Source organism: Idiomarina sp. D18 (assembly GCF_057748155.1).
Genome location: NZ_CM173240.1, coordinates 2732778 through 2748820, shown reverse-complemented (window position 1 = coordinate 2748820; position 16043 = coordinate 2732778). Strand labels below are relative to the sequence as shown.

The 16043-nt window shown below is 46.9% G+C and carries 13 protein-coding genes; 10 read left to right on the top strand and 3 right to left on the bottom strand.

Going from position 1 to position 16043, the window contains the following annotated elements:
- Positions 1-11 precede the first annotated feature (11 nt).
- The 8 genes from accC (at position 12) to AC3AP5_RS13135 (ending at position 9370) form a co-directional block, all read left to right on the top strand.
- Positions 12-1361, top strand: a complete 1350-nt coding sequence (gene accC, locus AC3AP5_RS13170; protein WP_487326853.1) for an acetyl-CoA carboxylase biotin carboxylase subunit — start codon at positions 12-14, stop codon at positions 1359-1361.
- 3 nt (positions 1362-1364) lie between these two features.
- Positions 1365-2246 carry a 50S ribosomal protein L11 methyltransferase gene (gene prmA / locus AC3AP5_RS13165; protein ID WP_006954352.1) on the top strand — a complete coding sequence of 294 codons (882 nt, stop codon included), beginning with the start codon at positions 1365-1367 and terminating at the stop codon, positions 2244-2246.
- 125 nt (positions 2247-2371) lie between these two features.
- Positions 2372-3334 (top strand): tRNA dihydrouridine synthase DusB, encoded by a 963-nt coding sequence (dusB, locus tag AC3AP5_RS13160; protein ID WP_006954355.1) that lies wholly within the window; start codon positions 2372-2374, stop codon positions 3332-3334.
- A gap of 18 nt (positions 3335-3352) precedes the next feature.
- Positions 3353-3646: a DNA-binding transcriptional regulator Fis gene (gene fis, locus AC3AP5_RS13155; RefSeq protein ID WP_006954357.1), complete on the top strand. Its 294-nt coding sequence runs from the start codon at positions 3353-3355 to the stop codon at positions 3644-3646.
- An 83-nt stretch (positions 3647-3729) separates the two neighbouring features.
- Positions 3730-5292: a bifunctional phosphoribosylaminoimidazolecarboxamide formyltransferase/IMP cyclohydrolase gene (purH, locus tag AC3AP5_RS13150; protein ID WP_487326852.1), complete on the top strand. Its 1563-nt coding sequence runs from the start codon at positions 3730-3732 to the stop codon at positions 5290-5292.
- Positions 5293-5372: 80 nt separating this feature from the next.
- Positions 5373-6224, top strand: coding sequence for a class I SAM-dependent methyltransferase (locus tag AC3AP5_RS13145; RefSeq protein WP_487326851.1), 852 nt, complete (start codon positions 5373-5375; stop codon positions 6222-6224).
- 3 nt (positions 6225-6227) lie between these two features.
- Positions 6228-7508 carry a phosphoribosylamine--glycine ligase gene (purD, locus tag AC3AP5_RS13140; RefSeq protein WP_272977995.1) on the top strand — a complete coding sequence of 427 codons (1281 nt, stop codon included), beginning with the start codon at positions 6228-6230 and terminating at the stop codon, positions 7506-7508.
- A gap of 110 nt (positions 7509-7618) precedes the next feature.
- Positions 7619-9370 (top strand): EAL domain-containing protein, encoded by a 1752-nt coding sequence (locus AC3AP5_RS13135; RefSeq protein WP_286682087.1) that lies wholly within the window; start codon positions 7619-7621, stop codon positions 9368-9370.
- Here the strand turns inward: AC3AP5_RS13135 and AC3AP5_RS13130 are convergent.
- From AC3AP5_RS13130 to AC3AP5_RS13120, 3 genes are all read right to left on the bottom strand, one after another.
- A complete protein-coding gene (locus tag AC3AP5_RS13130; RefSeq protein ID WP_006954363.1) occupies positions 9353-9718 on the bottom strand; it encodes a MaoP family protein in 366 nt (121 codons plus the stop codon). The genes AC3AP5_RS13135 and AC3AP5_RS13130 overlap by 18 nt on opposite strands.
- Before the next feature lie 124 nt (positions 9719-9842).
- Positions 9843-11069 (bottom strand): Nramp family divalent metal transporter, encoded by a 1227-nt coding sequence (locus AC3AP5_RS13125; RefSeq protein WP_487326850.1) that lies wholly within the window; start codon positions 11067-11069, stop codon positions 9843-9845.
- A complete protein-coding gene (locus tag AC3AP5_RS13120; RefSeq protein WP_006954365.1) occupies positions 11066-13117 on the bottom strand; it encodes a tetratricopeptide repeat-containing diguanylate cyclase in 2052 nt (683 codons plus the stop codon). Before AC3AP5_RS13120 ends, AC3AP5_RS13125 begins: the two co-directional genes overlap by 4 nt.
- 133 nt (positions 13118-13250) lie before the next feature.
- Between AC3AP5_RS13120 and AC3AP5_RS13115 the strand changes: the two genes are divergently transcribed.
- Positions 13251-15104: a GNAT family N-acetyltransferase gene (locus AC3AP5_RS13115; RefSeq protein ID WP_286682090.1), complete on the top strand. Its 1854-nt coding sequence runs from the start codon at positions 13251-13253 to the stop codon at positions 15102-15104.
- Positions 15101-16030 carry a histone deacetylase family protein gene (locus tag AC3AP5_RS13110; RefSeq protein WP_006954367.1) on the top strand — a complete coding sequence of 310 codons (930 nt, stop codon included), beginning with the start codon at positions 15101-15103 and terminating at the stop codon, positions 16028-16030. Before AC3AP5_RS13115 ends, AC3AP5_RS13110 begins: the two co-directional genes overlap by 4 nt.
- Positions 16031-16043: the final 13 nt, after the last annotated feature.

The window sequence follows — 16043 nt, the reverse complement described above, 5'->3', positions numbered from 1 at the left end:
GGGAACGCATCATGTTAGATAAAGTGGTCATAGCAAACCGCGGTGAGATTGCACTTCGCATTCTGCGCGCGTGTAAAGAGCTAGGCATCAAAACGGTCGCTGTTCATTCAACGATCGACCGTAACTTAAAGCACGTCTTATTAGCGGATGAAGCGATATGTATCGGTAAAGCGCCCGCAGCAGAGAGTTATCTCGATATTCCGAGAATTATCAGTGCCGCTGAAATTACCGACGCCGCCGCTATTCACCCAGGCTACGGCTTTCTTGCTGAAAATGCTGATTTTGCTGAGCAGGTGGAAAAATCAGGTTTTGTTTTCGTAGGTCCTACGGCAGACGTGATTCGCTTAATGGGCGATAAAGTATCAGCCATTAAAGCCATGAAAAAGGCGGGGGTACCTTGTGTACCGGGTTCAGACGGCCCGTTGGACGACGACGATGAGCGCAACATTAAATTAGCAAAACGCATCGGTTATCCAATCATCATCAAAGCAGCTGGCGGTGGTGGCGGTCGTGGTATGCGTGTTGTCCGTCAAGAAAGCGAGCTACTCGGCGCTATTCGCATGACTCAAAACGAAGCGCGCGCGGCCTTTGGCAACCCTGTTGTCTACATGGAGAAATTCCTTGAAAACCCGCGTCACGTTGAGGTGCAGGTGTTGGCCGATGGCCAAGGTAATGCGGTCCACTTAGGTGAGCGCGATTGCTCCATGCAGCGTCGCCACCAAAAAGTAGTCGAAGAAGCGCCTGCCCCAGGTATTACGCCAGAAATGCGTAAGTTCATCGGCGAGCGTTGTGCCAAAGCGTGTATCGAAATCGGCTACCGCGGCGCTGGTACCTTCGAGTTCTTGTACGAAAACGGTGAGTTTTACTTCATCGAAATGAACACACGGATTCAGGTGGAGCACCCCGTTACCGAAATGGTCACAGGTATCGATTTGATCAAAGAACAACTGCGTATTGCCGCGGGTCGTCAACTATCTTTCAATCAGGAAGATGTGGTGATTCGAGGTCACGCAGTTGAGTGCCGTATCAATGCGGAGGACCCTGAGACCTTTGTCCCTTCGCCGGGCCAAATTACTCGCTTCCACTCACCGGGTGGGTTTGGTGTGCGTTGGGATTCACACGTATATGCAGAATATAAAGTGCCTCCTAACTATGATTCGATGATCGGCAAACTAATAACATACGGTGAAAATCGTGACATCGCTATCGCTCGTATGCGTAATGCGTTGAACGAGCTGATTATCGAAAACATTAAAACCAATATTCCATTGCAAAAGTCGATCATGGCTGACGAAAACTTCCAACACGGTGGTACCAATATTCACTACCTTGAGAAGAAACTTGGCCTTGGGGGTCACTAAACAGTGCCCTGGATTCAACTGACATTATCAAGTTCAGAAGAGCATGCCCCCCAAGTGGGTGACATGCTCATGGCCAACGGTGCACAAGCGGTGACTTATCGCGATGGTGCTGACACGCCAATTTTCGAGCCGCCACTGGGCGAGGTCTTACTATGGCAACATACCTTAGTGACTGGCTTATTCGATGCCGATATCGATATGAAGCCTGTCGTAGCTAACTTAGAGAAAGCTAAAGTTCTACCCAAACCACTGCAGTACAAACTCGATGGACTTGAAGATAAAGACTGGGAACTCGAATGGATGGATAACTTTCATCCTATTCAGTTTGGTAGACGGCTATGGATCTGCCCAAGTTGGCGCGATATTCCAGAGCCCGATGCCGTCAATATATTGCTTGATCCCGGCATGGCATTTGGTACAGGGACTCACCCGACGACGGCGATGTGTCTCGAATGGCTTGATGCTCATGTAAAAGGTAACGAGCAGATAGTGGACTTTGGTTGCGGTTCTGGAATCTTGGGTATTGCCGCGCTTAAACTGGGTTCTGCTCATGCGCTAGGCATTGATATCGATAAGCAAGCACTTATATCGACACAAGAAAATGCTGAGCGCAATCATGTCGCCGATAAATTTGACGTCTACTTGCCTGAACAGCACCCAAACCTTCAAGCTGATATTGTATTAGCTAATGTACTTGCTGGTCCGTTGCGTGAATTAGCTCATGTTATCAAAGAGTTCGTGAAACCAGGTGGGCGTCTCGTGCTATCAGGCATACTCGCACGCCAAGCGCAATCAGTCATGGATGCTTATGCGCCGGAAATCAAATTTGAAACACCAACTCAACAAGATGAATGGATCATGTTGGCAGGATACCGCGCAGAGTGACTCTGCGCGACTTTTGTCAATAGTAAAAAATTAAAAAAAGACCAAATTTGCATACTTTTTAGCCTTTCCTTTATCCCATAAATTCCATAAAATTCTCTCCCTTTTCGCTGAGTAGTTTTTGACCGATGCGGATTGGACCATATTCTTTACCTAATAACCTGATTTTAGCGCCAATGGCCGGGGTCACTGACCAGCCGTTCCGACAGCTTTGCTATAAGCTCGGTGCTGGCATGACAGTGTCAGAGATGCTGTCGAGTAACCCGAAGGTATGGCAAACAGACAAATCGATGCAACGCATGGATCACTCTGGTGAATTAGGTATCCGGTCGGTACAAATTGCAGGTTCTGAGCCTGAGTTGATGGCACAGGCAGCGAAAATAAATGTCAGCCAAGGCGCTCAGATTATTGATATCAATATGGGCTGCCCGGCAAAAAAAGTAAATAAAAAGCTCGCGGGGTCGGCATTAATGCAGCACCCCGCGCTTGTAGAAAGCATTTTAACAGCAGTGGTTGAGGCGGTTGATGTACCCGTGACTTTAAAAACAAGGACGGGTTGGAACCTAGACCACAAAAATGGAATTGAAATCGCTCAAATAGCCGAACGTTGCGGTATTCAGGCGTTAGCCGTACATGGACGCACACGCGCCTGCATGTATAAAGGTGAAGCAGAATACAACACCATTCGTGCGATTAAAGAGACAATATCAATTCCTGTCATTGCTAACGGAGATATTACGTCGCCCGAGCAAGCAGCACACGTGCTTAGATACACGGGAGCCGACGCCATCATGATTGGACGTGGTGCGCAAGGTAACCCTTGGATATTTAAGCAAATACAGTACTTCCTTGAGTACGGAGAGCACTTACAAGCACCTCCGCTCGACGAAGTCGCCCACACTGTCGTAGAGCATGTGAAAGCCTTACATCAGTTTTACGGCGAATACAAAGGTGTGCGAATCGCTCGTAAGCACGTTGGCTGGTATCTCAATGAGCGTCCCAATGGGCGCGAGTTTCGCCAAGCGTTTAACGGTATTGAAGAAGCTGAACAGCAGATTAATACCTTGGAACATTATTTTTTGTCACTGTAGGAAAGAGATAAGCGCATTATGTTTGATCAAAACCCAAATCGTGAGAACACGTCTCCTTTAACCACTATTGGAAATAACTCACAACCTAAGCCGTTACGTGACTCAGTCAAACAAGCTATCAACAGCTTCTTACGTCAACTCGACGGTCAAGATCCAGAAGAGCTGTATGAGCTTGTTTTATCCGAAGTGGAAGCACCACTGCTCGAAGAAGTCATGACCTATACTCGAGGGAATCAAACGCGCGCGGCCACCATGCTTGGCATCAATCGTGGAACTTTACGCAAAAAGTTGAAGAAATACGGCATGAATTAATTGCCTATTCTCTAAGAGCGCCTTCTGGCGCTCTTTTTTTTACTACACTGTCCATTAATTGTAATTAAAATTAAGGCTCTATAATGACGACCCCAGCTATCAAACGTGCTCTTTTAAGTGTTTCAGATAAAACCGGTATCGTGGAGTTTGCCAAGCAGTTAGCATCACGTGGTGTAGAACTCCTATCTACAGGCGGTACCGCAAAACTGTTACGAGACTCTGGCCTTACTGTTACCGATGTCTCTGATCACACCGGACACCCTGAAATTATGGATGGTCGTGTAAAAACGCTTCACCCAAAGGTTCATGGTGGAATCTTAGGTCGTCGCGATGTCGATCAGGCGGTCATGGATACTCACGGTATCGCACCTATCGACATGGTTGTTGTTAACTTATATCCATTCGCTAAAACTGTCGCAAAAACGGATTGCAGTTTTGAGGATGCGATCGAAAATATCGATATTGGCGGTCCTACCATGGTTCGTGCGGCAGCAAAAAACCATAAAGATGTGACGATAGTGGTTAACAGTGATGACTATGAACTTGTTATCGCTGACATGGAGCAAAACAACGGCGCAGTATCCGCAAAGAAACGCTTTGAACTCGCCGTATCAGCCTTTGAGCATACAGCCCAATACGATGGCATGATCGCAAACTACTTAGGTGGTCGTCTACGTGATGAAGCAGCATTTCCGCGCACCTATAACCTCCAGTTCAATCACAAGCAAAGCCTACGCTACGGCGAGAATAGCCACCAACAGGCCGCATTTTATACCGAACAAGATGCCCCTGAAGGAACTGTCTCGAGCGCAACCCAACTACAAGGCAAAGCGTTGTCATTTAACAACATCGCGGATACCGATGCCGCACTCGAATGCGTAAAAAGCTTTGTTGAGCCAGCTTGCGTCATCGTCAAACATGCTAATCCTTGTGGCGTTGCTGTCGCAGACTCCATTGAACAGGCTTATCAACGCGCCTTTAAAACCGACCCCACATCCGCTTTTGGCGGCATTATCGCGTTTAACCGCCCGCTAGGCGAAGCCACCGCTAAAGCAATCATCGACCAACAGTTTGTCGAAGTGATTATTGCGCCTTCGGTCAGTGAAGCTGCACAAAGCGTCATCGAATCGAAGAAAAATGTCCGTTTATTGGCGTGTGGAGAGTGGTCGGAGTCAACCGAGCAATGGGACTACAAACGTGTTGCTGGCGGTCTATTAGTGCAAGAAGCAGACGCACAAGATGTGGATGAGTCACAGTTACGCGTCGTTTCAAAAGTTGCGCCAACCGATGAGCAAATGGCCGATCTGCGTTTCTGTTGGAAAGTGGCTAAATTTGTAAAATCTAACGCAATTGTCTATGCCAAAGATGGCGCGACAATCGGTGTAGGTGCAGGTCAAATGAGCCGCGTGTATAGTGCAAAAATAGCGGGCATAAAAGCCAACGACGAAGGTCTCAATGTGCCAGGCTCTGTTATGGCTTCTGACGCGTTCTTTCCATTCCGCGATGGTATCGATGCCGCTGCGGAAGCGGGCATTAAAGCGATTATTCAGCCAGGTGGCTCTATTCGTGACGAAGAAATTATTGCGGCTGCCGATGAACATGGCATTGCAATGGTATTTACGGGAATGCGCCATTTCCGTCATTAATCCGTAGGTAATAGTTAGACAGATTTGCAGCCCTGCCTCAGCAGGGCTAATCTATCTTCAACAACTACGGAGGAAGCAAAATGAAAACAAAATTAATGTTATCAATGGCCGCCGCACTGACTTTAAGTGCTTGCGGGCAAGCGTCGAACGAGGGTTCAGTCGGCTCTAGCATGACGTTAGAAAAGGCCGTTCAAGACGACAGCCGCACGGAACGCTATGTAAAGCGTGACGAAGCTCGTCATCCTGTTGAAACCCTTGAGTTTTTTGAGCTCGCTCCAACCATGACAGTGGTTGAGATCTGGCCAGGCGGTGGCTACTACACAGAAATTCTGGCGCCTTACTTAAGCGAAAGCGGTCAGCTCTACGCTGCGCACTTTCCACAAAACTCGGGTAGCGACTATTACCAACGATCATTAGAAAAGTTTACGGATCGTATCCAAACCGAAGCGGTGTTCGGTAATGTCGAAATCACCGAGTTTGCACCACTGACTGATTTGGAAAGCGACATTGCGCCGCCTAACAGCGCTGATCGCGTACTGACATTCCGTAACTTACATAACTGGTACATGAGCGGCGGTGAAGAAGCAGTACGTGACGCATTCAAGCAGTTTTGGCGTGCGTTGAAGCCAGACGGTATTTTAGGTGTTGTTGATCATCGCCTACCAAAGGATGCGAGCGCTGATGCGATGGCCGAATCGGGGTATATTCATCAACAATGGGTTATTGATATCGCTGAACAAGCAGGTTTTGAGCTTGTTGAAGCCAGTGAAATTAATGCCAACCCCAAAGATACGGCAGACCATCCTAATGGTGTCTGGAACCTACCACCTACATTAAATGTTAATGAAGGTGATGATGCCGAGATATACAAAGCGATTGGCGAGAGCGATCGCTTCACACTGAAGTTTAGAAAACCAACAACACAAAGGTAACACATGAAGATATTGGTAGTTGGTGGCGGTGGTCGCGAGCATGCGCTCGCATGGAAAGCCGCCCAGTCAAAACAAGTCACTGAGGTTTTTGTTGCACCGGGCAACGCGGGAACAGCCGATGAAGCGAACCTTAAAAATGTCAGCATCAGTGCTGAAGACATCGAAGGGTTAGCTGACTTTGCCCAAGAGAATGCGGTCGATCTCACCATTGTTGGCCCTGAGGCACCGTTGGTAAAAGGTATCGTTGACCTGTTCCAGTCGCGTAAACTTGCGATTTTTGGTCCCTCTGCTGCAGCCGCACAACTCGAGGGCTCAAAATCGTTCAGTAAGGACTTTTTGGCACGTCACAACATTCCTACAGCCGCATACGATACCTTTACGGATATTGCGGCGGCTAAAAGCTATGTACGTGACAACCAACTACCTATCGTCATAAAGGCAGACGGCTTAGCAGCAGGCAAAGGTGTCATTATTGCTGAAACCCTTGAGCAAGCAGACGCAGCAATCGACGATATGTTAGCTGGCAATAAATTCGGTGAAGCGGGCAGCCGTGTGGTCATCGAAGAATTCCTCACAGGCGAAGAGGCTTCATTTATCGTTATCGCCGATGGTAAAACAGCAGTCGCTTTTGCATCGAGTCAAGATCATAAAGCGCGCGATGACGGTGATAAGGGTCCTAATACCGGTGGTATGGGGGCTTATTCTCCCGCTCCTGTTGTCACCGATGAAGTCCACGAATGGGTTATGCAGCACGTCATTCAGCCCACCATCGACGGTATGGCAGCGGAAGGTACACCTTATGTTGGTTTCCTTTATGCTGGTTTAATGGTTGCTCCAGATGGTTCTGCCAAAGTGTTAGAGTACAACTGTCGCTTTGGTGATCCCGAAACACAGCCCATCATGATGCGCATGCGCTCAGATCTGGTTGAACTTTGCGAAAAGGCAATTACAGGTCAATTGGCGGGTGCTTCAGCTCGCTTTGATGAACGCACCGCAGTAGGCGTAGTGATGGCGGCTGGTGGTTACCCTGAATCCTATCACAAGGGTGATGAAATTAAGGGGATTCCCGAAGCTACGGAATCGTACAAAGTTTTTCATGCTGGCACAAAATATGAGCAAGGCCGTTTGTTAACAAATGGCGGTCGTGTGTTGTGTTGTGTTGCGCTTGGCGATGACGTCCAGCAAGCACAGCTTGAAGCATATCAATTAGTTAAACATATTCATTGGGATAATGTTTATTACCGCAATGATATTGCACATCACGCTATTAAACGTCTCGGTTAATAGCCATTTTAAAAGGCGGCTGCCTCAGCCGCTTTTTAAACCTTCTGTCACAAATTCGTCACTCAAATGAGATAAATTAACGCCATCGTTAATCAGTCAGCTCACAATGCATGTCGAATCGGGACGTCTTATTAGAACTCATTGAACATGATCGTTTGTCACCACTCTTTCAACCAATTTTTGACAATGCATCACAAACGATCCTCGGGTATGAAGCACTTATTCGCGGCCCTGCTGGCCACTTGCTTGAGTTTCCTGACCAGTTATTTAAGGTTGCACAAGAAGAAGAGCTTCTATCAGAGCTCGAATTAGCCTGCCGCAACGCAGCCATTCAACGCTTTGTCCAACTTGAGACAGACGCCAAGTTATTTCTCAATGTAAATCCCAACGTACTTAAAGATGAGAGTCACCCCACAGGCAGCACCCTGCGACTTTCAGAACTGCATGGGTTAGCACCGGAGCGCATCATTATTGAGCTATCCGAACGTTACCCTATCGATGATACCGACTTACTATCTGAAGCTATTACACATTATCGGGCGCTTGGGTTGCGTGTGGCTATCGATGATCTGGGCGCGGGCTATTCGGGGCTGAAATTATGGTCAGAGCTACAACCTGATTTCGTTAAAATCGATCGCTACTTTATAAAAGAACTCCAACATGATGCGACTAAAAAGGAGTTCGTTCAGTCAATTATCAACCTTGCTCGTAACCTAAACGCAAAAGTCATTGCCGAGGGGATCGAAACTCACGCCGAATTAAAGCAGTTGAATGAGATGGGTATCCATTTGTATCAAGGTTTTTATCTCTGTCGGCCCGTTCAAAGCCCGCCCTTACACCCGGATTCGCAACTGATAGAGCGTATTGCCAGCTCTCACCGACCTAATGGCGATACCATTGCTCAGTTAGCTAAAGATGCTCCTAGCATTCCATCGACGACAAAAGCGCACGTGGCGCTTGACCTATTCACTAATGACAAGCAACTCACCGCAATCCCCGTTGTCGACAACAGTAAGCCGGTAGGCATGTTGCGCCGCGAAGCCATCATGGAATTATTCTCGGGGTCTTACGGGCGTGCACTATACGCCAATAAAGATGTCAGTCGAGTGATGGATAAAAACCCCATGATAGTGGACTGGCTGACGCCTATTGACTTGGTTAGTAACAAAGTGACCGATGATTTTGATGTTGATATCTACAAACAATTTATCGTTACGCAAAATGGTCGATTTCAGGGCATTGCCTCTATCCGCGACCTTTTGCGACGCATCACCGAAGTAAAAGTTCAGAATGCACGCTACGCCAACCCGCTGACACTATTACCCGGAAATGTGCCGATACACCGCACTATCTCCCAGTACCTCGATGAAAACAAAGCTTTTGAAGTCGCCTACTTTGACCTAAACAACTTCAAACCCTATAACGACGTGTACGGCTATTCGAAAGGCGACCGCGTGATATCTTGGGTAGGCGATTTATTACGCGAACTATTCGCTGAGAGTCATCACTTTATCGGACATATCGGTGGCGACGATTTCGTCACGATTTCGCCCGCGAATATCGCCAATAAGAATAAATACCATGGGGTAATCGAGCGCTTCGAGGAAAAAGTCAATGATTTTTATGCGACAGCTGACCAGAAACGACAATACATTTTGGCCAATGATAGAACGGGCGAGCGAGTGCAGTTTCCACTATTAGGCATCGCTATTGGTATCGTACAACCCGATTGCTCTCGCTGTAACTCGTATCACGACGTTTCTGATTTAGCGGCAGAAGCAAAGAAGCGTGCAAAACAACAACAAAAAAGCGCCTGCTTTTTTAGTCACAGACGCTTTCCTCAATTAATCCTCGACGATTAAGTCATCTTCACTGTCAGTGGAATAACCGAAATCTTCATCGGATAATTTACCTTTACCATACATACTTGCCACCTTAGGGCGGTGTATGCGTGCTTGGTATTTTGCCCAAGCCTTTTCAACAACGGTTACGGGCGCTTGTTCACCACGAGCCGATGCGAGCAACGAAATATCTTCATCGCAGCCAGGCGTTAATTCACCCTGCAATAAAGCAGTGATTAAACAGCCATATTGAGTCAGTGCGTCACTTTCTCGGATGGAAAAATCCCCAGAGCGAGAGAAACCATAGGGATAATTGCGGAAATCGTTAAACGGTTTTCTCAATAAAAATTCACGTGTAATTGCGGTCATGGCAAGCCCTTCCTACAGACTAAAACCTAACAAAAAGTCTGTCGCCTATAACGACAATGACGATATAGATGTAGAAAGAAAGTTTGTCAACGAAAAATTTATTTTTAACCGCAATTATCTATAACTAACTTGTGATGGACAGCCAGACATGATGCAAACTTTTCCAGCTCAGCAAGATACTGGTTAACATGATGATGGCTGCGAATGCATTACCCACGACACTGTTTTTCATGTGCCCCATCGTCGACTGGTTACATAGCCACCAAATAAAGCCGACGATAACCGGAAGTAAAATACCGTTAGCAACTTGAGCAAACCAGATCACTTTAATCGGCGATAGATCGAGGCTACTAATGACAACACCTAGCACTAGAATCGTTGCCCAAATGGCACGAAACGCAAAGCCTGTTAATGATTGCTTCCACCCCATGATGCCGCATAGCGCATAAGCAGATGCGAGTGGCGCAGTGGTGGCTGATGAAATACCCGCGGCACATAAGCCAAGCGCCATTAAGTACTTCGCTGAGTCGCCGAACAGTGGTGCTAAGGCAACAGCAAGATCGCCGGCGGACTCAATAACGATACCTTGGGCAAAAAAGGCGCTCGCCGCCGTGGCTAATATCGCCATGGAAATTAAACCGCCTAATGGAATCGAGATAAACGTATCGATCCGAGCCTGTTTTACTCCCTCATCACCCGACCATTTATTTGCCACCGACGCGCTATGAAGAAACAAGTTGTAAGGCACCACGGTAGTTCCGACCAGCGCGATAACGGTGATAATACTGTCCGAAGGCCAGCGCCAGCGCAGCAGACTATCGGCAACACCGAGCCAGTTTGGGTCGGTCAGCAAAAAAGTGCCGATAAACGCGAGGCTCATTAATAAAACCAGCGTAATCAGCGCATATTCGATAAACTTGGCTTTGCCTTGCCAAAGAATAGCGGCTGCTAATACGCCAAAAACTAACGGCCACCCCTGAGCAAACCAATCCGACAATAACGGTACTTGCCCTAGCACTTCCTGTGCACCGAGTGTAGCGCCCGATAAGTTACCGCCTTGGTAAACACTGTTACCAACCACGATGGCGGCAATAATAAGTGTGAAGAAAAGAATACGAAGCCAAGGCGAGGTCATTTGGGAACGGATATTTTCACCGAGCCCTTTGCCCGTAATAACGCCAATACGCGACGCCATCTCTTGCAGAACAGCGCAAATGACAGTGGAAAGCATCAATGCCCATAACAGCGCATAGCCAAATTCCGCGCCAGCAAGTGAAGCGGTGACAACCGTTCCAGGACCAATAAAAGCAGCCGCAACAAGCGCGCCTGGCCCAAACTGCGACAACTTCACTCAGCGTCCTCGAGAAACTCTAAAACTAACCAGTTTTCCTCTATCGCTGCATCCGAATTGTTAATTAAGTCGTCCATATGAGCATGTCCTCGCTCTGTTAAACCCATTACACCAACAGCGCAATGACGACCACGTGCTTTGCCCGAGTAGAGTGCGAGGTCAGCCAGTTTCAATGCACTTTCCCAATCAAGTTCAGACTCACTAAAATGACTGAATGGCAGCACTATGAACCCTACCGTCGCACTGACCTCGATCGATTGCTTCGACGTTTGTACGGGCTCCGCTGACACTGCGTGTTGAATACGCTGAACCAGGGTCACCAGTTGTTGCTGCGTGACTCTATTAAAACAAAATAAGAACTCCTCACCTCCCCAACGCACGAGACTATCATCTTCACGACAAAGCTCGCGTAGGCGTTGACTCATCTCCACCAGGACCTCGTCTCCAGTGTGATGCCCGAAGGTGTCATTTATCTTTTTAAAGTTATCAATATCGAGCAAAACCAAACCCATCGAGGTCGCGACATTTTTAGTCTTTCGGGCTTCCATTGTTAGTTGCATGGAACGGCGGTTTTCGAGTCCTGTCAGTGGATCTCGTTTGGTTTGTTCCGATAGCGCAACATTGGCTTGTTGTAGCTTACGATTGGATTCCTTAACTTTTCTATAAAGCAGTAAAAGCGTAAAAAATACAAATCCACCCAGCACGATAGCTAGCCATGTAATAACGGTTTGCTGACGGTTATTTTCTATGATTTGCTCACTTAACTTATTTCGTTGCTCCAGTAAGTCGATGCGTTGCGCCTTGTCGCGATTATCGTATAGCGCCTGCATCTCGGCTAATGCCTTGCTTTGCGAGTTTTGTAGAATTTTTTCTCGGATCGACTGGCGCTCTTTTAATGCTGCTGCTTGCTCTTTATAACGCCCCATAAGCTCGTATGCTTGCGCCAACTCTTTTAATGTTTGCTCGAGCGCACTGGATTGTTCGGTATCACGAAAATAATCAACAACACGCTTCATCTGCTGCAGACCTAGGCTATCTCCTTGCTTCACGGCAATAAAACCTAAGTTAAACTCAACGGTGCGAATCATATCGCCGTAGTCAAGCGACTGCGCTAATTCTAATGCTTCTTGTAAGTGGGACTTAGCCTTATCAAGTTGCTGTAAACGCATGTACGAGTCACCAAAATTATTCAGCACGATCGCTCTTTGATAAGGAAAGTTTTCAGTGTAAGCATAAGCCTTTTTCAAGGCGTTTAGACCTTTCTCGTGATCACCTAAACTGATGTACGCATAATATTGTGTAAACCAGAGCTCATAAGAAAGCGCAGGAAATGCATTCCCCTCCATCTCAACGAGTGCTTCCTGTGAGGTTTTTAAGGCGAGATCCCATTGCTCCAATCGTATCTGAATATCAGCAATGGAAGATTTCAAATAAAGCCGACGACGAAGTTGATTAATGCCCTGCATATGATCGAGTGCCGACTGGGCTTTAATTAAGTAAGCAAGCGCCACCTCATAGCGACTCCACTGCGTATATAGACTAGAAAGCAAGTTATAGGCGTAGTAATTAATACGCGGACTGGTGACTTTAGGCATTATTGCTTCAAGGTCCGGAACCTTAACAAACGCTTCATCGACCTTATCTGCAATGACTAAAAGATCGATTCTATTCGCAAGTAGTTCGGCTTGAAGGTTTGCATCATGACTCTTTTTCACCTCATCCGCCAGGCTATCAAGAATTGAGTTCGCCTCATCATAGCGCTCAGCATAGGCAAACTCAGAGGCCCAATAACTTAACGCGCGCAACCGTGTAGCGAGTGGAGTTGCGGGAGACAAACTATCAACAATCGGCTTCAAATAAGCTTTGCCATCAAAATCGTCAGCCTGAGACTGATTAAGATAGTCGTCCAGCTTCGACTGTACCGATTTATTCGACTCGGCTTCAGCGGTCTGAGCTTCGACTAAAGACGCATAGCCGATGAGGGCAAAGCTCAGTAACAATAGACAAAGTGCTTGCGAGAATGACTGTTGAGTTTTGGCAAATTTCACGGATATGCGTCCAACTTTTTGTTATATTTTTGTGTAAGCGGCGACATTGTATACGATTTTGCAACATCCTGTAACAGTTTAGCCTATTTAGCGCACAATCTAAATAATGACGGTTCCCTCTAAGGTGGTAACTATGAGCAAACTTGATTGGTCCAAGCTATTAAAATCAGGGCAACGCATTTTTATCGGCTCCCATGCTGCCGTTCCTACAGCATTGATTGATGATCTCATCGAAAATGCAAAACACCTACACGACATTGAAATTGTGCAGTTGATGACGCTCTCTGATAATAAGTGGGCACTTCCTGAGCATCAGCAACTATTTAAAGTGAATACCTTTTTTATCGGCGGCGATAACGTACGTAGCGCCGTTAATGAGGGGCGCGCCGACTACACGCCTTGCTTTATTTCTGATATTCCCAACTTATTCAATAATGGCATATTACCCTTAGACGCCGCCCTGATCATGGTTAGTCCAGCCGATCAATATGGCTATCACTCAATGGGGGTCTCCGTTGATGTGGTGGCTGCCGCTGCCAAATCCGCTAATACTGTAATCGCACAAGTCAACGAGCATATGCCTGTTACCTTTGGTCAATCTTTCTTACACAAAAATCAGATTGATTACTTTTGGTACCACGATCAGCCGCTACCTGAATTACCACCGCCCGATACCGTAGATAATAAAATTATTGAGCGTATTGGACAGTATATTGCTTTATTGGTGCGGGACGGTTGTACTTTACAAATTGGCTTAGGTCGTATTTGTGCCGCAGCGCTGCATTACTTAGGCAACCATAAAGATCTGGGAGTCCACAGTGAACTTATTACCGACGATATCATGAACCTGATGTTACAAGGCGTGATTAATAATCGTAAAAAAACGTTCCATCCCAATAAAATTGTCACTAGCTTTTGTATGGGCAGCCAAGCACTCTATGATTTCGTCGACAGAAATCCCCATATCGGCTTTTATCCAAGCGAATATGTCAACTCACCAACGAATGTGGCACGCAATGACAACTTAATTGCCATCAACAGCGCAATTGAAGTCGACTTGACCGGACAAGTGGTATCTGACTCGATAGGACATCAATTCTACTCAGGGATTGGCGGTCAAGTTGATTTCAGTCGAGGAGCGTCATTGAGTCAAGGAGGAAAGCCGGTCATCGCCCTTCCTTCAACAACACAAGACGGCAAGACCTCACGTATCGTCGCGCACATTCGAGAAGGCGCCGGCGTAGTGACCTCGCGTGGCCATGTGCACTATGTAGTAACAGAGTTCGGTGTCGCATCACTCCGTGGTAAAAGCATCCGCGAACGTGCTTTAGAACTTATTCGCGTTGCGCATCCAAAATTTCGCCAGCAACTATTGCAGCAAGTAAGGCAACATTATTGGGTCCCCAATTATCATCAACTTACGCCAAGCGATGTGCCGGAGCTAGGAGACATTGGATTTAAAAAAATCACCTTCGCCGGTGAGGAATTTGATTTGCGACCATTGTATCCGTCTGACGAACGCCGTCTGCAAGAGTTTTTCTATTCGCATACCAAGGAAACGCTTCAACTACGCTACAACGCCGTTCCTACACAAATGAGTCGAGAAAAGTCATGTACCTTAGTGAGCATTGACCAATCGGTTGATCTTGCACTGTGTATTGTGCGTCAAAAAGGCTCGGCGGCCAAAATCATGGCCGTGGGGCGCTATTACTATATTGAGTCTCATAACAGTTGCGAGGTGGCGTTTGTCACTCGTGAGCATTATCAAGGTCAGGGAATGGCCAGTGTGTTGCTACAAGAAATGATACGAATCGCCCAATTACGTGGACTCGACTCAATGCAGGCAGTGGTACTCGTGAATAATAAGCCCATGCTCAACGTATTTGAAAAGTCCGGATTTGTGCGTCAAGCGAGTGATGAGCCGGGTGAAGTCATGCTCAAACTCGAACTTAAGCAAAACGAAACCCAAGAAGAGTCGTCCTCATGAGTATTTACCTTTACTCTCATCCTCACTGTCTACTGCATAACCCTGATAAAGAACATCCGGAGTGTCCTGATCGAATAGACGCGGTGAATGACCAGATTATTCGTTCAGGACTCGATTTTGTGTTGACTCGCGAGCAGGCGAGTCCAGCAACATTAGAGCATATAAAACTAGCGCATAGCGATAAGTACATTAGTGAACTGTACCGTAAGCAGCCACACGAAGGTCATGTTTGGCTCGATCCAGACACCCCAATGACGCCCGATACGCTTGACTCTGCACTGCATGCGGTCGGCGCAAACGTGGCCGCAGTAGATAAAGTATTAGCCGACCAAAACAAACAGGCATTCTGCCTTGTGAGACCTCCGGGACATCATGCGACAAAGAATCAAGCAATGGGTTTTTGCGTATTTAACAATATAGCCATCGCAGCGCTCTACGCTCAGCAGGCATATGGCTTATCACGGGTAGCGATTGTCGATTTTGATGTGCACCACGGCAACGGCACGGAAGATATAGTTCAAGCGCATCCTAATATCCTGTTCTGTTCAACTTTTCAGTCACAGCTCTACCCTTATGTTGACGAGAACAACAACGATGATCACATTCTTTCTATCGCACTACCGCCAGGCTGCAAAAGCTTAGATTGGCGAGAGGCTGTTTACTACCAAATTTTGCCTAAACTCGATGCTTTTAAACCTCAATTAATTCTTATCTCAGCGGGTTTTGATGGTCATATTGAGGATGAAATGTCGCAGTTCCTACTGAAAGAAGATGATTACTTTTGGATTACGCAAAAACTCAAGTTAATTGCCGACAAACATTGCTCCGGACGCATCGTGTCCAGTTTAGAAGGCGGCTATGATCACAGCGCATTAGGACGCAGTGTTGTGGCGCATTTAAAAGGAATGTTGGGTAGCGAATACTAAGATAAATGAGATT

What these genes read in the sequence shown, in the direction of transcription:
- fis (WP_006954357.1), top strand. Translation starts at nt 3,353, where the DNA reads ATGTTTGATCAAAACCCAAATCGTGAGAACACGTCTCCTTTAACCACT.
- AC3AP5_RS13135 (WP_286682087.1), top strand. Translation starts at nt 7,619, where the DNA reads ATGTCGAATCGGGACGTCTTATTAGAACTCATTGAACATGATCGTTTG.
- AC3AP5_RS13130 (WP_006954363.1), bottom strand. Translation starts at nt 9,718, where the DNA reads ATGACCGCAATTACACGTGAATTTTTATTGAGAAAACCGTTTAACGAT.
- AC3AP5_RS13115 (WP_286682090.1), top strand. Translation starts at nt 13,251, where the DNA reads ATGAGCAAACTTGATTGGTCCAAGCTATTAAAATCAGGGCAACGCATT.
- purD (WP_272977995.1), top strand. Translation starts at nt 6,228, where the DNA reads ATGAAGATATTGGTAGTTGGTGGCGGTGGTCGCGAGCATGCGCTCGCA.
- AC3AP5_RS13145 (WP_487326851.1), top strand. Translation starts at nt 5,373, where the DNA reads ATGAAAACAAAATTAATGTTATCAATGGCCGCCGCACTGACTTTAAGT.
- purH (WP_487326852.1), top strand. Translation starts at nt 3,730, where the DNA reads ATGACGACCCCAGCTATCAAACGTGCTCTTTTAAGTGTTTCAGATAAA.
- AC3AP5_RS13110 (WP_006954367.1), top strand. Translation starts at nt 15,101, where the DNA reads ATGAGTATTTACCTTTACTCTCATCCTCACTGTCTACTGCATAACCCT.
- dusB (WP_006954355.1), top strand. Translation starts at nt 2,372, where the DNA reads ATGCGGATTGGACCATATTCTTTACCTAATAACCTGATTTTAGCGCCA.
- accC (WP_487326853.1), top strand. Translation starts at nt 12, where the DNA reads ATGTTAGATAAAGTGGTCATAGCAAACCGCGGTGAGATTGCACTTCGC.